This window comes from Epilithonimonas bovis DSM 19482 (assembly GCF_900108115.1).
GTDB classification, from domain to species: Bacteria; Bacteroidota; Bacteroidia; order Flavobacteriales; family Weeksellaceae; genus Epilithonimonas; species Epilithonimonas bovis.
Genome location: NZ_FTPU01000054.1, coordinates 1 through 14,968, shown reverse-complemented (window position 1 = coordinate 14,968; position 14,968 = coordinate 1). Strand labels below are relative to the sequence as shown.

General features: G+C 39.3%; 15 protein-coding genes and 1 tRNA gene. 5 read left to right on the top strand and 11 right to left on the bottom strand.

The window, feature by feature from the left end; all coding sequences use genetic code 11:
• Positions 1 to 288, top strand: a 288-nt coding sequence (locus tag B0B05_RS15150; RefSeq protein ID WP_143746047.1) for a transposase, incomplete at its 5' end; no start/stop codon positions are given.
• Between the two features lie 188 nt (positions 289 to 476).
• On the opposite strand, the gene B0B05_RS15145 is transcribed toward B0B05_RS15150, so the two are convergent.
• From B0B05_RS15145 to B0B05_RS15110, 7 genes are all read right to left on the bottom strand, one after another.
• Positions 477 to 561, bottom strand: a tRNA-Ser gene (locus B0B05_RS15145).
• Between the two features lie 216 nt (positions 562 to 777).
• Positions 778 to 1,422, bottom strand: a complete 645-nt coding sequence (gene pdeM / locus B0B05_RS15140; RefSeq protein ID WP_076784431.1) for a ligase-associated DNA damage response endonuclease PdeM — start codon at positions 1,420 to 1,422, stop codon at positions 778 to 780.
• Between the two features lie 10 nt (positions 1,423 to 1,432).
• On the bottom strand, positions 1,433 to 3,877 hold the full coding sequence (locus tag B0B05_RS15135) for a ligase-associated DNA damage response DEXH box helicase (RefSeq protein ID WP_143746050.1): 2,445 nt from the start codon (positions 3,875 to 3,877) through the stop codon (positions 1,433 to 1,435).
• A 196-nt stretch (positions 3,878 to 4,073) separates the two neighbouring features.
• Positions 4,074 to 5,654, bottom strand: coding sequence for an ATP-dependent DNA ligase (locus B0B05_RS15125; protein ID WP_076784428.1), 1,581 nt, complete (start codon positions 5,652 to 5,654; stop codon positions 4,074 to 4,076).
• Between the two features lie 180 nt (positions 5,655 to 5,834).
• A complete protein-coding gene (locus tag B0B05_RS15120; protein ID WP_076784427.1) occupies positions 5,835 to 6,872 on the bottom strand; it encodes a ligase-associated DNA damage response exonuclease in 1,038 nt (345 codons plus the stop codon).
• Between the two features lie 82 nt (positions 6,873 to 6,954).
• Entirely contained in the window at positions 6,955 to 7,599 is a 645-nt protein-coding gene (locus tag B0B05_RS15115; RefSeq protein WP_076784426.1) for a mechanosensitive ion channel family protein, read from the bottom strand.
• Positions 7,600 to 7,646: 47 nt separating this feature from the next.
• A complete protein-coding gene (locus B0B05_RS15110) occupies positions 7,647 to 8,237 on the bottom strand; it encodes a hypothetical protein (RefSeq protein ID WP_076784425.1) in 591 nt (196 codons plus the stop codon).
• Between the two features lie 153 nt (positions 8,238 to 8,390).
• Between B0B05_RS15110 and B0B05_RS15105 the strand changes: the two genes are divergently transcribed.
• Entirely contained in the window at positions 8,391 to 8,597 is a 207-nt protein-coding gene (locus B0B05_RS15105; RefSeq protein ID WP_076784424.1) for a hypothetical protein, read from the top strand.
• Between the two features lie 238 nt (positions 8,598 to 8,835).
• Here the strand turns inward: B0B05_RS15105 and B0B05_RS15100 are convergent, their stop codons facing one another.
• Together B0B05_RS15100 and B0B05_RS15095 are read right to left on the bottom strand one after the other, a co-directional pair.
• On the bottom strand, positions 8,836 to 9,342 hold the full coding sequence (locus B0B05_RS15100) for a pyridoxamine 5'-phosphate oxidase family protein (RefSeq protein ID WP_076784423.1): 507 nt from the start codon (positions 9,340 to 9,342) through the stop codon (positions 8,836 to 8,838).
• 36 nt (positions 9,343 to 9,378) lie between these two features.
• Positions 9,379 to 10,242 carry an SDR family oxidoreductase gene (locus B0B05_RS15095; protein ID WP_076784422.1) on the bottom strand — a complete coding sequence of 288 codons (864 nt, stop codon included), beginning with the start codon at positions 10,240 to 10,242 and terminating at the stop codon, positions 9,379 to 9,381.
• A gap of 163 nt (positions 10,243 to 10,405) precedes the next feature.
• Here B0B05_RS15095 and ku point away from each other — a divergent pair, with 163 nt between their 5' ends.
• The 3 genes from ku (at position 10,406) to ligD (ending at position 13,785) form a co-directional block, all read left to right on the top strand.
• Complete coding sequence (gene ku, locus B0B05_RS15090; RefSeq protein WP_076784421.1) at positions 10,406 to 11,185, top strand: non-homologous end joining protein Ku; 780 nt, start codon at positions 10,406 to 10,408, stop codon at positions 11,183 to 11,185.
• Positions 11,186 to 11,245: 60 nt separating this feature from the next.
• A complete protein-coding gene (locus B0B05_RS15085; RefSeq protein WP_076784420.1) occupies positions 11,246 to 11,857 on the top strand; it encodes a DNA polymerase ligase N-terminal domain-containing protein in 612 nt (203 codons plus the stop codon).
• A gap of 65 nt (positions 11,858 to 11,922) precedes the next feature.
• Complete coding sequence (ligD, locus tag B0B05_RS15080; RefSeq protein ID WP_076784419.1) at positions 11,923 to 13,785, top strand: DNA ligase D; 1,863 nt, start codon at positions 11,923 to 11,925, stop codon at positions 13,783 to 13,785.
• Positions 13,786 to 13,860: 75 nt separating this feature from the next.
• Here ligD and B0B05_RS15075 read toward each other — a convergent pair whose 3' ends face one another.
• On the bottom strand, positions 13,861 to 14,526 hold the full coding sequence (locus B0B05_RS15075; RefSeq protein WP_076784418.1) for a head GIN domain-containing protein: 666 nt from the start codon (positions 14,524 to 14,526) through the stop codon (positions 13,861 to 13,863).
• A gap of 161 nt (positions 14,527 to 14,687) precedes the next feature.
• Positions 14,688 to 14,968, bottom strand: a 281-nt coding sequence (locus tag B0B05_RS15070; RefSeq protein ID WP_221406982.1) for a hypothetical protein, incomplete at its 5' end; no start/stop codon positions are given.

Here is a 14,968-nt window from a genome sequence, read left to right as displayed (position 1 = left end):
TCCGATAAACTAAGGAAAATTTATAATCAGAACACATTAAAATCTGTAGCAATGCTCAAACTTGCCCATTGGTTTAAAGATGTGGAAGAATCAGGTTTTAAATCCTTTTCAACACTTAAAAATACGATTACAAACCATTATAATGACATCCTGAATTATTTTGAAAGAAGAAGTACCAATGCATCTGCAGAATCGTTTAATTCGAAAATAAAGCAATTCAGAATGCAGCTTAGAGGTGTTAAAGACAAAGTATTTTTCCTTTTCAGATTATCTAAAATTTTTGCCTAGTCCCCAAGGTTTGATCTTGATCCCGTATTATCAACCAGTTTTTGGTTAAAATATTAAAAAAAGATTCTTATTGAGAATCTTTTTTTTTTTGGTGTCATTTATTACTTCAAATAATTGCTAACTTATCAGAATTAAAAAACCCTTTAAAATCTAATTTTAAAGGGTTTTTAGTTTTAAGCTGTACTTTGCGGAGAGTGAGGGATTCGAACCCCCGGACCTGTTACAGTCAACAGTTTTCAAGACTGCCGCAATCGACCACTCTGCCAACTCTCCTTACTTGCTACGATCTCTCGTTTTCAGTGGTGCAAATATAGAAAGCTTTTGGGTTCTAACCAAATTATATTTGCAAAAAATTTATAATTGACTAATTATCAAAAGGAAAAATTAGTTGTTGTACTTTTAATCTTAGTAAAACGTGCTTTTAGCGGTTTTATGTTTGAGAATAGTGCACAAACTCCAATCTATTGCGTCGAAAAAAAAGTCTACATCTTAAACTTCATAAATCTCAGAATCTGTAAACACAAAAAATTTTCCTTTCTTAGGGATGTTTTTTGTGTCCAGTCCTGTAAATTCGCTGAAAGCGGGAAGTAACAGCTGATTGTCTGTCACTACAAAACAAGGCAGTTTTATTCTTTTAACTACAGACTTAATGACAAATCCAGGATGGATATGTCCGGTAATTTGGAACTTTGATTTTTCTTTTTCAAAATCGTGAACGAAAGTAAAGTTATCAATCTCCAATGATGTTGATTTGGAATTAAGGCATAATTTTGATTCCAGTTTTTTTGAAATTCTGTCGTGATTGCCTTCAACTAAGATGAATTCCAGATCTTTATATTGGTTTTTCCATATGCAAAATTCGTCTACATCAGAGTTGTCACCCGCGTGAAGCAAATCTCCTACAACTATGAATTTGTCAGGCTGGAAATATTCAATCAAAATAGATAACCGCTCCAAATCATTTTTCATAATCTGATTGGCTAATGCAATGCCGTTTTTACGGAAATGAGCTGTTTTTCCGATGTGTAGGTCGGAGAGGATCAAAGCTTTTTCCTTCTTCCAAAACAATGCCCGTTGATTGGTGAAAGTGAAAACTTCGTTTTGAATCGTTATATTTTTTGTTACTATTTTCATTCTAGTTATCTCAATTTCTTTTCGCCTGCTGAATCAGTTTCTGGATTCTTGCATCCAGATTCTCGCTTGTCAAAGTCTGTCGCAGGCTATCCACTTTTATTGGGAAACTCAAAGGTGTAAAGGCATTGGCTAGTTTCAGAATAATTTTTGACTTTTCGATTCTTTTGAACGCTTCTACCAGGCGTACTTCCTGCAGCTGAGCATTGAAAACTTCTGTGTAAGCCTGCCGAACCAGAAAGTGATTGGGATCGTAATCTTCCAGAACTTTGAAAATAAGACCGGCGGAACTTTGAAGCGATTTGTTGGAGCGTTGCTGACCCGGGAAGTTCTGAATCACCATGCCGGAGATTACCGCAATATCACGGAATTTCCGCCTTGCCATTTCTGCAGCATTGATACTGGAAATCACATCATTCATCAGATTTTCCTTACTCAGGATTTTATGCAAATTGTCTTCATTCAAAGGGATTTCTTTATCACTGAACAATTCAAAACCATAATCATTCATCGCCATTGAGAAAGAAATAGGAGCAAGTTTTGAAATCCGGTAGGCGATGAGCGCAGCCATCACTTCGTGCACCAAACGGCCTTCAAACGGATACATAAAAAGGTGATAACCTTCCCGGTTTTTGATGAGTTCTACCAAAAATTCGTCTTCTCTGGGAATATGGGAGCGCTCTTCCTGATTTACCAGAAGCGGATGCAGGAATTTCAGTTCTTTTTCGGAAGCTTTTGGGTTCAATGCTCCGGATAGTTTTTCTCTCAGGAAATGGCCTAGATTGGAGCTCAACGGCAATCTTCCTCCCAAATAACTCGGCGCAAATGCTTTACCTTTTGAGGCTCTCACATAGACGGTCATATCTTTTATCATGGCGACTTCCAGAACTCGTCCTGCCAGAATAAATTTTTCATCTTTCTTCAGCCGCGAAATAAAGTACTCCTCAACCATACCAATGTATCCGCCGGAAATAAATTTTACCTTCAGCATTGCATCGCTCACAATGACGCCCATATTCATCCGGTGCAGCATTGCGATCCTGCGAGAGGTCACTTTATACAAACTATCTTCCTGAATGTCGATTTTATGGAATTCCTCGTAATTTTTTAGGGCTTTACCGCCAATGGTCAGGAAATCCAATATGCTTTTCCATTCATCTTCAGTCATTTCCCGGAAGGCGTATGTTTCTTTGATTTTTGGATAAACCTGATCCGGATAAAACCCGTCGCCAACCGCCAGAGTCATTAGGAACTGAACCAATACATCGAAACATAAAACCTGTGGCTCACGGGGTTCAATTACATTTTGTTTAACAGCTTCTTTTAAAGCGGCAACTTCAATTAATTCTAAAGAATGCGTCGGAACGCAATAGATTTTCGAAGTTTCAAAAGGGGAGTGGCCACTTCGGCCGGCGCGCTGTAAAAATCTTGCAACACCTTTCGCAGAACCAATTTGAATTACTGTATCAACTGGTTTAAAATCAATTCCTAAATCCAAAGATGAAGTGGAAACAACGGCTTTTAGTTTGCCATTGCTAAGGTTTTCCTCAATCCAAATCCGCAGATGTGCATCAATCGAACTATGGTGGATGGCAATCTGACCCGCAAAATCCGGATAAGCATTCAACAATAATTGATACCACATTTCGCTCTGACTCCTTGTATTTGTAAAAATAATCGTCGAATTGGAATTGAGAATAATCGGGACAACTTTATCGGCTAGTTTATGGCCAAGATGCCCAGCCCAAGGCAACAGTTCCACCTCATCAGGAAAAACCGAGAGGATATCGATTTTCTTTTTTTCTTTGGCAGTAACCTTCGTTTTTTTGATATTGTACGGGATCAGAACTTCCATCGCTTCATCCAGATTACCAATCGTTGCCGTGATTCCCCAAATCTTCATTTTTGGGACATAGGTTCTGAGCCGGGAAATTCCCAATTCCATCATAACGCCACGTTTGGATCCCAGTAATTCGTGCCATTCATCAATCACTATACATTGGAGATTTTTAAAGAACCGCTGATGATTTTTTTGCCCGAGGAGCAAGTGCAGGCTTTCTGGAGTTGCTACTAAAATATCCGGCATATTTTTGACCTGCTGCTGACGTATTTTCGGGTCTGTGTCTCCATTTCGTACGCCGACAGTCCAATCCAACCCAATCTCGTCAATCGCCTCCTGCATTGCTTTGGCGATATCTTTGGAAAGCGAACGAAGTGGTGTGATCCAGATCATTTTTAGCCCTGTTTTGTATTTTTCGGGATGATTCAAAAAGTCTGAAATCAAAGCTAAAAAAACGGAATATGTTTTACCAAAACCCGTCGGGGCGACAACCATTCCGCTATAACCATTCCCGAATTTCTGCCAGGTGTCAATCTGAAATTTGAAAGGAGAAATCGATTTTTCCATCATCCAGTTTTGGATGATTTTAAATCCGTCGGTATTTTCGAAGTTACTCAAATTATATTTTATTATTATTTTTTTAAACGCAAGGTTCGCAAGGTTTTATTTTAATTTTTTGAAAACATTTTCCGTTCGCAAAGGCGTTTCACTCAGCCAAGAAACATTGTTGTCATTCGCTGAACGAAGTGCCTTTGCGAACGTAAAATATGCAGTGAGATGTCAAAAAATCTTTGCGTTCATTGCGTTTAAAAACTTACTGTATTAATTTCTTAATCTCTTCAATATCATCAATCTCATCCACGGTTTTATCTTTTCGCCATCTTAAAATCCTTGGGAAGCGCAATGCAACACCGCTTTTGTGTCGATTACTGAATCCGATTCCTTCAAATGCAATCTCAAAAACCAATTCGGGTTTTACAGTTCGAACCGGACCAAATTTCTCTATCGCATTTTTATTCACAAACTTGCTGACTTCCATTATTTCTTTGTCCGTCAATCCGGAATAGGCTTTGGCTATTGTGACCAGTTTGTCGCCGCTTTTTACGGCAAAACTGTAATCTGTGTAATAGGCACTTCGCCGTCCGCTGCCTTTCTGGGCGTAGATAAGGACGGCATCTATCGTTAACGGATTGATTTTCCACTTCCACCAATCGCCTTTTTTTCTGCCGGAATGATATGGCGAATTTTTCTGTTTCAGCATCAGGCCTTCGCTGTTGATTTCCCTTGAATTTTCTCTGATTTGATTGAGTTCTTCCCAGTTTTCAAAATCAATGGCTTGAGAAATTTTGATGTTTTCAGGATTTTCGTCGAGTAATAATTCTTCCAGCATCGCCCGCCTTGCGGAGATTGGTTTTTCCCGCAAATCTGTTCCTTCCAATTCCAACAAATCATAAGCAAAAACCTGGATTGGAATTTCAGAAAGCATTTTTTTGGTTAAAGTTTTTCTGTTCAAACGTTTTTGTAATTCATTAAAATTTAAAACTTTATCATCTTTTACTGCGAGAATTTCGCCGTCGATCACAAAATTTCCTTTTATATTCTGAACAACTTCTTTGATTTCGGGGAATTGTTCGGTAACCAGTTCTTCTCCGCGAGACCAGATAAAAACTTCATCATTTCTACGGATGATTTGGCCACGGATGCCGTCCCATTTGTATTCAATTAGCCATTCATCAGGCGTTCCGAGTTCTTCCAGATCTTTTTCGAGCGCATAAGCCAAACAAAAAGGGTAGGGTTTTGAATTATCGGGATTGATATTTTCTGCAGAAATCAGTTCCCTGAATGAAACTTCGTCCGGTTGCCATTTTCCCATCAAACTGTGCATCAATGTACTTGCTTCCTGACCGGAAAATTTTGTCAAAGCATTAATCAAGGTTTTATCTGAAACGCCGATCCTGAAACTTCCGCCCAATAATTTATTGAAAATCAATCGTTCTGTATAATCCAGTCCGTTCCAGGAATTCAAAACAAATTCTTTCTTTTCTAAGTCAGATTTGTTTTTTAAACTAACAATTTCATTCATCCATTCGGACAAAGATTTCTCGATTTTTTCGGTCGGTGGCGGAAGAATTAATGACAACGTTTCGCCTAAATCTCCGACCGAAGAATAACTCTCCTGAAACAGCCAAAATGGCAATTGGGTGATTTCCAAAGCCCATTCTTTCATATAATTGGTGTTGACGTTTCGCTTCGGTCTTTTGCCCGTAAATAAAGCGATAAACCATAACTTATCATCATCCGGCGCACGTTCCAGATAATCGATAATCGCATCGATTTTGGCGTTGGTCTTATTGGTGCTTTCGAGCGCGTTGATAAGTTCAGCGAAATGCTTCATAAGTCATTAATTTTTCTTTTTGGGCAGCTTTATCCGCCCTCCGTTCTCGCTATTTGCAGTTTTTCCAAGGCTTTTTCCGATCAAAAACTGCAAATGAGCTCCACTCAGGTCGGGCTGCGGGCGATTCGCCGTTTATCTCCTTTTAACAGATCAACGCGCACTTCTTCAAAAAATTTATTTTTACGCATTGCTTTTTTCTTCGTCATTTACAACCTCTTTTTCTTCTTTTACTTCCTCGTCATCATCTCCGTAAAGGGTTTCCACAACATCAGATTTGATTCCGATTTCGTTCAGATATTTGGAGAAAACTTCGGTTTGTCCATGTGTGACGTGTACGATTTCGGCTTCTGTAGCTTTCACGGCTTCCAGCAGACCTTTCCAGTCGGCGTGGTCGCTCATCGCAAAACCGGCGTCAGCACTTCGCCATCGTCTGGCACCGCGAACCTGCATCCAGCCGGAGCAAATCGCAGTCGCCGGATTCGGGATTTTTTTGATCACATTAGAATCTAACAAGGCGGGCGGAACGATAACTATATCGCCGTCAATATGCCGGATGCTTTCCCGAAAATCCGGAATATCATAATCCGGGAGTAAAATTCCCGCCTCTTCAAAAGCTTGATTGAGTTTGCCGATAGAATAATGAACATGGATTTTTCCCAGCCCTTCCACCGCTTTCATAATGCGTTGCGCTTTACCTAAAGAATATCCGATAAATACAGATGTTTTCTGATTTTCCTGATTTCTTAAAACCCAGCTTTGAAGTCTTTTGTTTAAATCATCTACTTCGAGCCAATTGTAAATGGGAAGTCCAAAAGTACTTTCAGTTACAAATTCGTTGCATTTTACCACTTCGTAGGGTCTGCTCAATCCATCATCCTGAACTTTGTAGTCTCCAGAAATTACACTTATATAACCTTTATATTCTAAACGAATTTGTGCTGAACCAATAATGTGACCGGCCGGATACAGCGATAGCTTGACCCCATTAATATTGAGAATCTCTCCATACTGCAAGGTCTGGCAATTGATGTCTTCTGCAATCCTTTTCTTTAAAATCGGTTTTGTAAAATGATGGCAGAGATATTTTTTCATGCCCCAACGGGCGTGGTCGGCATGGCCATGTGTAATGACCGCCAAATCAACAGGCCGCCACGGATCAATATAAAACTTTCCCTGAGGGCAGTAGATGCCTTTGTTTGTAAATCTGATGAGTTTCAAAAAAATAATAATTGGTGTTTCTCAACATTCAAAAAACTGACCAAATTATTTCTAGTGCTGATTTTCTACAACGCTAATTTTTCTATGGCTGCTTTTTTGGCTTAGGAAAAAAACGGGGCGAGAGCAGGTCAATATGTTCTTCTTTGAAAACCTTCAGGATATTTTCGTTAAGATCAGAAATGATAAAATACATCCTTTCCGGTTTTTTTGTCAGTGCATTCAACTGGTAATTGATCACTGTATCATCAATTTTATTTTTGAAAACGTAAGGCGCAGGATATTTCTCTACATCGTCTGTCATCAAGGCTGCTTTTTTCAGCAGTTCATTGACTTTTTCAAAATCGACATCGTAATTGATATTCAGATTAATAGGGATGATCAACCCTTTATCAGATTGCCCGGAACTGTAATTGGTTGTTTTGTTGGTAAGGATCATAGAGTTGGGAACAGTAATATCCTCATTATTAATGGTTCTTAAGCGAGTGACCAAGGCTGTTTTTTCGATGACTTCGCCGGTTACATCATTAATTTTGATCCAGTCCCCAATCTGGAACGAGCGCATATAAGTAATGATAAACCCGGCAATGGTATTGGCGATGGCAGACGATGAACCCAAAGACAGCAAAACCCCAAAGAACACCGAAATTCCGCGAAATGCACTGGTATCCGATCCCGGCAGATAAGGGAAAATCATAATGATGACGAAGGCAATAAGGCAGATTCTCAAAAGATGGTAGGTTGGTTTTGCCTAATCTGTGTGAAAACCTCTTAATTTCAGGATACCTCTTTCGATTTCAATAGAAAAATAGCGCAATAATTTATCCAAATATCGCCGATCACCAGAATAACAATAATTCTCAAAAGATTCGGAATGTAATTATATAACGAATGTCCCAAATCCTTCAACGGTACACTGATCCAGCGGATGAGCATATTTGCGTAATGTTCTGTTGCTGGAAATATGCTGAAAATCAAACTGATTGCAATACCTGCCAAAATCAAAAATAGTATAAAATGTGCCCATTTCAGGATTCTGACCGAAATAATTTTGAATTTCCGAAGGCTAAGGAACTGGTAATTTCTGATCTTAATGCCTGCTGATTCTTTTTCTTTTTTGCTGATAATTTTCCGAATGATAAATCTGAAAAATCGGCGTACGAGATAAACCGTTCCTATAAAGCCCAGGATAATACCAAGGGTTGACAGCCAGCGGATAGCACTGTTTTCAAAAGTATGGCTCAAGCGGTTTTCTCTGATGCCTGTATTGATCGCATTTCTGTAATGTAGCGCCAAAGAATCCTGTGGCATATTTTCCCAAAGCGCATCTTCCTGGGCAACGCTGGTAATCACATCGCCATCGTACACAATATTAATATATTCCCGGACGTTGACTAGTTTCAGCCAATCTTCTAAGTAAACTTTCTTTTCGTACAGTTTTTTGATCTCGTTTTGGGCTGTAATGGCGCGTTCTTTTGCTGAAAATGGCCCTAATCCTGAATAAATTTTGAAAAGTGGCTGATGAAAAAGCTCAACCGCGTAGGGTTTTACTTTTTGCCGGAGTTTTTCTACGGATTCTTTTTGCTGCGCCAGGCGCAGAGAATCTTCTTTTTTAATTTTAAGAAGCTCGGTTTTGTATTTTTCGAGTTCTTTGGATTTAGGGTTTACAATATTGTTGAGTTCCTGCTTGACAATGACATCCCTTATAGAGTCTTTAATTTTCAGTAGTTGGCTGCGGGCTTTAATTTTGTTAATTCAATATCGACAGAGTCCCTTGTCATCGATTGTGCATAGGCAGGAGAACATCCAATTAACATCAAAAGTATCAGCAGGGCCGTGTAAAAAAAATTGGTTTTCGTCAAAAGCATTGTCAAAAGTAAAAAAAATCATATTAAATGGGATGCTTTACCCAAAAAAGCGCCATCAGGATAATCCTAATGACGCTCACTTTTAAATCCAGAAATTGTCAAATTGTTGCAGTGCCTTCTACACCGTCAGAATTATCTGTTTCTTTCCCGGTAATGGCAGCAGTAGCAAAAGTGAGGAGGCTTACTAATTTGCCAGCTTTGGTATCCCAATAATAGCTTTCTTTTGGTTCTACGCGGATAATAGATACTTTGGGATCATCTTTGCCGTCAAACCAGGCATTGGCCATTGGTGACCATTTGTCTTCGATGGTAGATTTATCTGTGTAGATGTAGGCGGAACCATAGACTGACAGGTATTCGGAATCGCTGTTGTTCATAAAATACAGCTGTACACGGTTATCATCCTTAATTTCGAAATTTTTGTTGCTGGTTTCGCTACTGATGAACCAGAGATTGCCATTATCATCGGTTTCCTGCAAACCCATAGGTCTGGAATTGCTTGGTAAACGGTCCAACTCTGTACAGAACATACAGATTTTTGCTTTTTCCGACAGTTCTTTGATTTTTTCAATAGCTTCCTGATTGGTAAGATTTTTTGTTGACATAATATTTTGTTTTTGATGTCTGTAATTAATTATAACTTATCCATTAATAATTTCGCCGCCGTTAGGATGCAGTACCTGGCCCGATATATAAGACGAATCTTGTGAAGCGAGGAATAAAAAAGACGGTGCCACTTCCTTCGGCATCCCTGAACGTTTCATTGGTGAATCACTACCAAACTCCGAATTTTTCTTTGGCTTGAATGATGATGCAATTAATGGCGTCCAGATAGGGCCGGGCGCTACCGCATTTACCCGGATGCCTTTATCAATAAGATTGGCAGAAAGACTTCTGGTGAAAGAAACAATTGCGCCTTTGGTAGAAGCGTAATCAATCAATTTTGGACTGCCTCTGTAGGCGGTTACAGATGTTGTATTGATAATGCTGGCTCCTTTTTTTAGGTAAGGCAATGTGTATTTAGCCATCCAGAAATAGGAGAAAAAATTATTCTGGAATGTTTTTAACAATTGGTCTGTGGAGATGTCTTCAATAGATTCTGCTTCCCAGTGCAAACCTGCATTATTTACGAGGATATCAATCTTTCCGAATTTTTTGATGGTTTGTTGTACCACTTTTTTGCAGTGGTTTTCTTTGCCCAGATCACCTTTTATAATCAGACATTTGCCGGAATATTGTTCCACTTCTTTCTGAGTTTGTTTCGCATCTTTGGTTTCTGTTAGGTATGCTATTGCAATATCGGCACCTTCTTTCGCAAAAAGTTTTGCTACAGCTTTTCCAATTCCGCTGTCACCGCCGGTAATTAAGGCCACTTTATTTTTCAGTTTCCCTTCTTTGGGATAGTTGATGGGATCAGTATCTGGAGTGGGAGTCATATTATGCTCCAGTCCGGGGCGATTTTGCTTTTGTGCTGGCCTTATTTTCTTTTTTGTTTCTTTTTCCATTTTACTTTTTATAAGCCGTTACAAATAATGTGCTATTAATTTCAAACTGTAATTTTGATGATTACAAGGCAGAATTTTCAAAACCTGTAATGATGGAATACTTGTTGTAGAAAACTGACTAGTCATTTATCTTTATTAACAATCAAAATCAAATATCCAAGTTATGAGAGCAATATGGAATGGTGCTATCGGTTTCGGATTGGTCAATATCCCGATAAAGCTTTATTCAGCAACAGATCCCAGTACTTTGGATTTGGATATGCTGGATGGCAGAGATCTTAGTAATATAAAATTCAAGCGGGTTAACGAAAAAACCGGTAAAGAAGTTGTTTGGGAGAATATTGTAAAGGGCTACAAAATAGAAGACAAATATATTGTCCTGAACGATGAAGATTTTGAAGCGGCAAGCCCGGAGAAATCTAAGGTGCTGAGCATTTCGCAATTTGTAAAAGAATCCGAAGTAGAACCGGCACTGTTTGAAACCCCTTATTTTTTGGAACCGCAGAAGAATGGCGAAGCGGCTTATAAATTATTATTAAAGGCCTTAATCAAGACGAAAATGGCCGGCGTTGGCTCCTTTGTCCTGAGAGAACGCGAAATCCTTTGTATGATCCGCCCTTATGAAGACAGAATATTAATGGTAAACAGGATGCGCTATCCCGAAGAAATGCGAAGTTTTGAAGATCTGAAAATCTCTGAAGGCAATGCGCCAAAACCTGCCGAGCTGAAAATGGCCGAGCAACTTATCAAATCTTTGGCGAGCACTTTTGATCCTTCTCAGTACAAAGACACTTACAACGCCGATCTGCTGAAAATTATAAAACAAAAAGCAAAAGGTAAAAAAATCAAACTGGTGGAAGCTAAAGAACCCGAAGGAAAAGCGACAGACCTGATGGCAATGCTGAAAGCCAGCCTGGAAAAGGGAAACAAAAAAGTGGGATAACTAAATATCAAAATTGAGATTAGTTAATCATTTATCAACGATCATTTATCATTTATAATTATGGCACTAGAAGATTATAATAAAAAACGGAATTTCACAAAAACCTCCGAACCGGAAGGCGAAGAGAAAGAGAGCGGGAAAAAGTTAAGATTTGTTATCCAGCGGCATGCAGCTTCTCATCTGCATTACGATTTCCGTCTGGAGATGGATGGTGTCCTCAAAAGTTGGGCTGTGCCAAAAGGCCCATCGTTAAATCCGGCTGACAAGCGGCTGGCGATGATGGTGGAAGATCATCCGTTTGCCTACAGGACTTTCGAAGGATCAATCCCAAAAGGCAATTATGGTGCGGGGCAAGTCGAGATTTGGGACGAGGGAACTTATGAACCTATAGAACCGGTGAAGGGTAAAAGTGATGACTTGGTAATGCGCGCGGAACTGCACAAAGAATCTCTCAAGTTTATTCTTCACGGTAAACGGTTGAAAGGTGAATTTGCCTTGGTGAAAATTAAAAATTCTAAAGAAGGTAATGCCTGGCTTCTCATCAAACATAAAGATCAATATGCTGTGGAGGAAGATTATAACGCCGAAGACCACACTGCAAAAAATTCTAAAGTAACTGCTTATCTCGAAGAGAAAGACGGTAAAAAAAAAATAACAAAACCGAAGGCATAAAGCATTTTAAAAATTATGCGCCGGCACTCTCGGGAGAGAAAAAACTGTCAGAATTTATTCATCCGATGTTATGCAAAGTCTCAGAAAAAGCTTTTGATGATAAGGATTGGGCTTTTGAGATCAAGTGGGACGGTTACCGTGCTATAGCAGATCTCAGCCGGGATGAACTCCGGCTGTATTCCAGGAATGGGTTGGATTTTTCGAAGAAATTCAGAAAAGTGACCAATGCACTCCAATTGCAGGAACATAAAATGGTTCTGGATGGCGAAATCGTGGCGTATGATGATAAAGGAAAACCTAACTTCCAATGGTTGCAAAGTATTGGCGATAATCCAAATCTCGTGTTGGCTTATCAGGTGTTTGACCTGCTGTGGCTAAACGGGCATTCTACGGAAAATCTCACGTACCTACAGAGGAAAGAATTACTGAAAGATGCCCTAAAACAAAACGAAGTTATCAAATACAGTGACCATATACCGGAAAAAGGTATCGATTTTTTTGAAGCGGCAAAGAATATGGGATTGGAAGGGATTGTTGCTAAGAAAAACGACAGTCTTTACAGAGAAAATATCCGCAGCTCCGAATGGCTAAAAATCAAAATCCACAAAAGCGACGAAGCCGTTATATGTGGGTTTACTGAACCAAAAGGATCACGTAAAAAATTTGGCGCATTGATTCTTGGGAAATATTTGAATGGAGAAATGGTTTTTTGTGGTCATACCGGTGGTGGTTTCAATGATCAGTCACTGGATAATATCTATGAAAAAATGCAGCCATTAGTTGCAAAAAATTCAGTTTTCAGGATCACGCCAAAAACCAATACCAAAGCAACCTGGCTGAAACCGGAACTCGTTGCGGAAATCAAATTTACGGAACTGACCCAAGATCATATCTACAGGCATCCTATTTTCCTGAGACTTCGGGACGATATAGAACCACAGGATGTTAGTTTTAATCAAGATAACCCTACAAAAGAGAAAACCGTGAAAAAGACAGAACCAAAAACCAGGACCGGAAAAGATGACGTCATCAAAAAAATAGGAAAACAGGAACTGAAACTGACCAATCAAAACAAGATTTATTTTCCTGATGATGATGTAACAAAAGGTGATGTTATCGATTATTACCAGCGTGTTTCAGATTATATATTACCTTATCTTAAAGACCGTCCCGAGTCTATGAACCGCTATCCCAACGGCATCAAGGGACTTAGTTTTTTCCAGAAAGATGCGTCCGAAGAAACGCCGGACTGGATAGAAATCCAAAAAGTATTCTCCGAAAGTTCTGATAAATACATCAATTATATCATCTGCAATAACAAAGAGACATTGGCATACCTTAATAATTTAGGTTGTATCGAGCTTAATGTATGGACGAGTAAAGTCCAAAAGGCCGACAACCCAGATTATCTGGTCCTTGATCTGGATCCATCGGAGAAAAACACCTTCGAAGATGTCATAGAAACGGTACAAGCTGTGAGAGAGGTTTTGGATCTGGCAAAAATTGAAGGTTATCCAAAAACTTCTGGCAGCTCCGGGATTCACGTCTACATCCCAATGAATGCGAAATATTCTTACGATCAGGTAAAGGATTTTGGGCATCTTCTAATGCAGATGGTTCAGCAGAAATTGCCCGATCTGACGACACTGGAAAGAAGCCTGCAAAAAAGAGACAAAAACAAAATTTATCTGGATTATTTGCAGAACAGACGAGGGCAGACACTCGCTAGCGTCTACAGCCTGCGGCCGAAAAATGGCGCTCCCGTTTCTATGCCTTTGGAATGGAGTGAAGTGAAAAACGGACTGAAACCAACAGATTTTAATATTCATAATGCATTGGAGCGACTGAAAGACAAAGGTGACCTCTTTAAGCCGGTTTTAGGAAAAGGGATTGATATGCTGAAAGCGATCCAAATGTTGGAGAAATAACCTCTTGTGAAATTACGGTAACAAAAAAAATTCCAAAATTATTGGAAGTTTTTTGTTGTCAAATTGAAACTGTTATTAACGATAATTGATTTTACCGCCAATGACTTTTTTGTCATTTCTTGTTTTAGGATTACCATAGACATCTATCACGCCGCCGGCTCTGGTAGTAGCATCGATAGTTTTGGATGCGTTGACAGAAGCCTGTCCGCCTGCGTTGGTTGTAATACTGGTAATATTGGTTTTAAGATTTTGTCCGTCATATTGTCCGCCTGTATTCACAACAACGGATTGCGAGTCAGCCTTTCCGGTGAGTTTAAGAATGCCGCCGGTATTGGATTTACCTTCAAGCACGCTGGCATCTACAGCAAGATCAATCTGCGAACCTTCATTGGAAGTCACCTGAAGTTTCGACGCTTTCACCACATCTGATGAGGTGATTTTTGCACCCTGGCTGGCCTGCACACTGTTGAGGTTTTTATAATATATCACCACCTTAACATCGTCACCCTGCATCAGCTTAAGTGTTTTCATCCGTACTTTCAGTTCGTTGCCGGAATTTACAAATTCTATATCGTCTGACTTGGCTCCGGAGATATCAGCCTTGTACGATGAGGACGATACCAGTTCTACCGGGATTTTATCAAAAACTTTGAGGGATGTAAAAGCACCAATTGTTTTGGTTTGTGCCAGTGCAACCTGCGAAAAAAGGAAAACAGAGGCCGCAACTATTATATTTTTCATAATTTAAAATTTGGATGATTCTTGCAAAAGCAGCACCAATTTTTGTTATAATACGTTAAATTTTGGGGTCGAAAATTATTATTAGATCAAAAAATATTATTTTTCACTATCAAACGGATAAACACACAAATGAGTAATATTCCTTCATAAAACATTGTTTTTCAATATGTTTTTATAAGAATACAAAAACCCACCTCTCTGTTTTTCAGAACAATTCTGTCTGTATCCAAGGTGGTTTTCTTCGTTTTTTCTGTTTCGTGTAAGTTCTCCTGCTGTTCTGTACCATCCAAAATATTTCCAGATGGCTGATTAAATGAATCCTGATGAGTGCCGCAATGGTAGAAAATGCCTTTTTGCTCTTTGATTTTACACGTAGAACCTGCAACAGTAGCTGTGCAATCAGGGTACACCAAATTTGGGTTTTGATGCCGTTTTCTGTTTC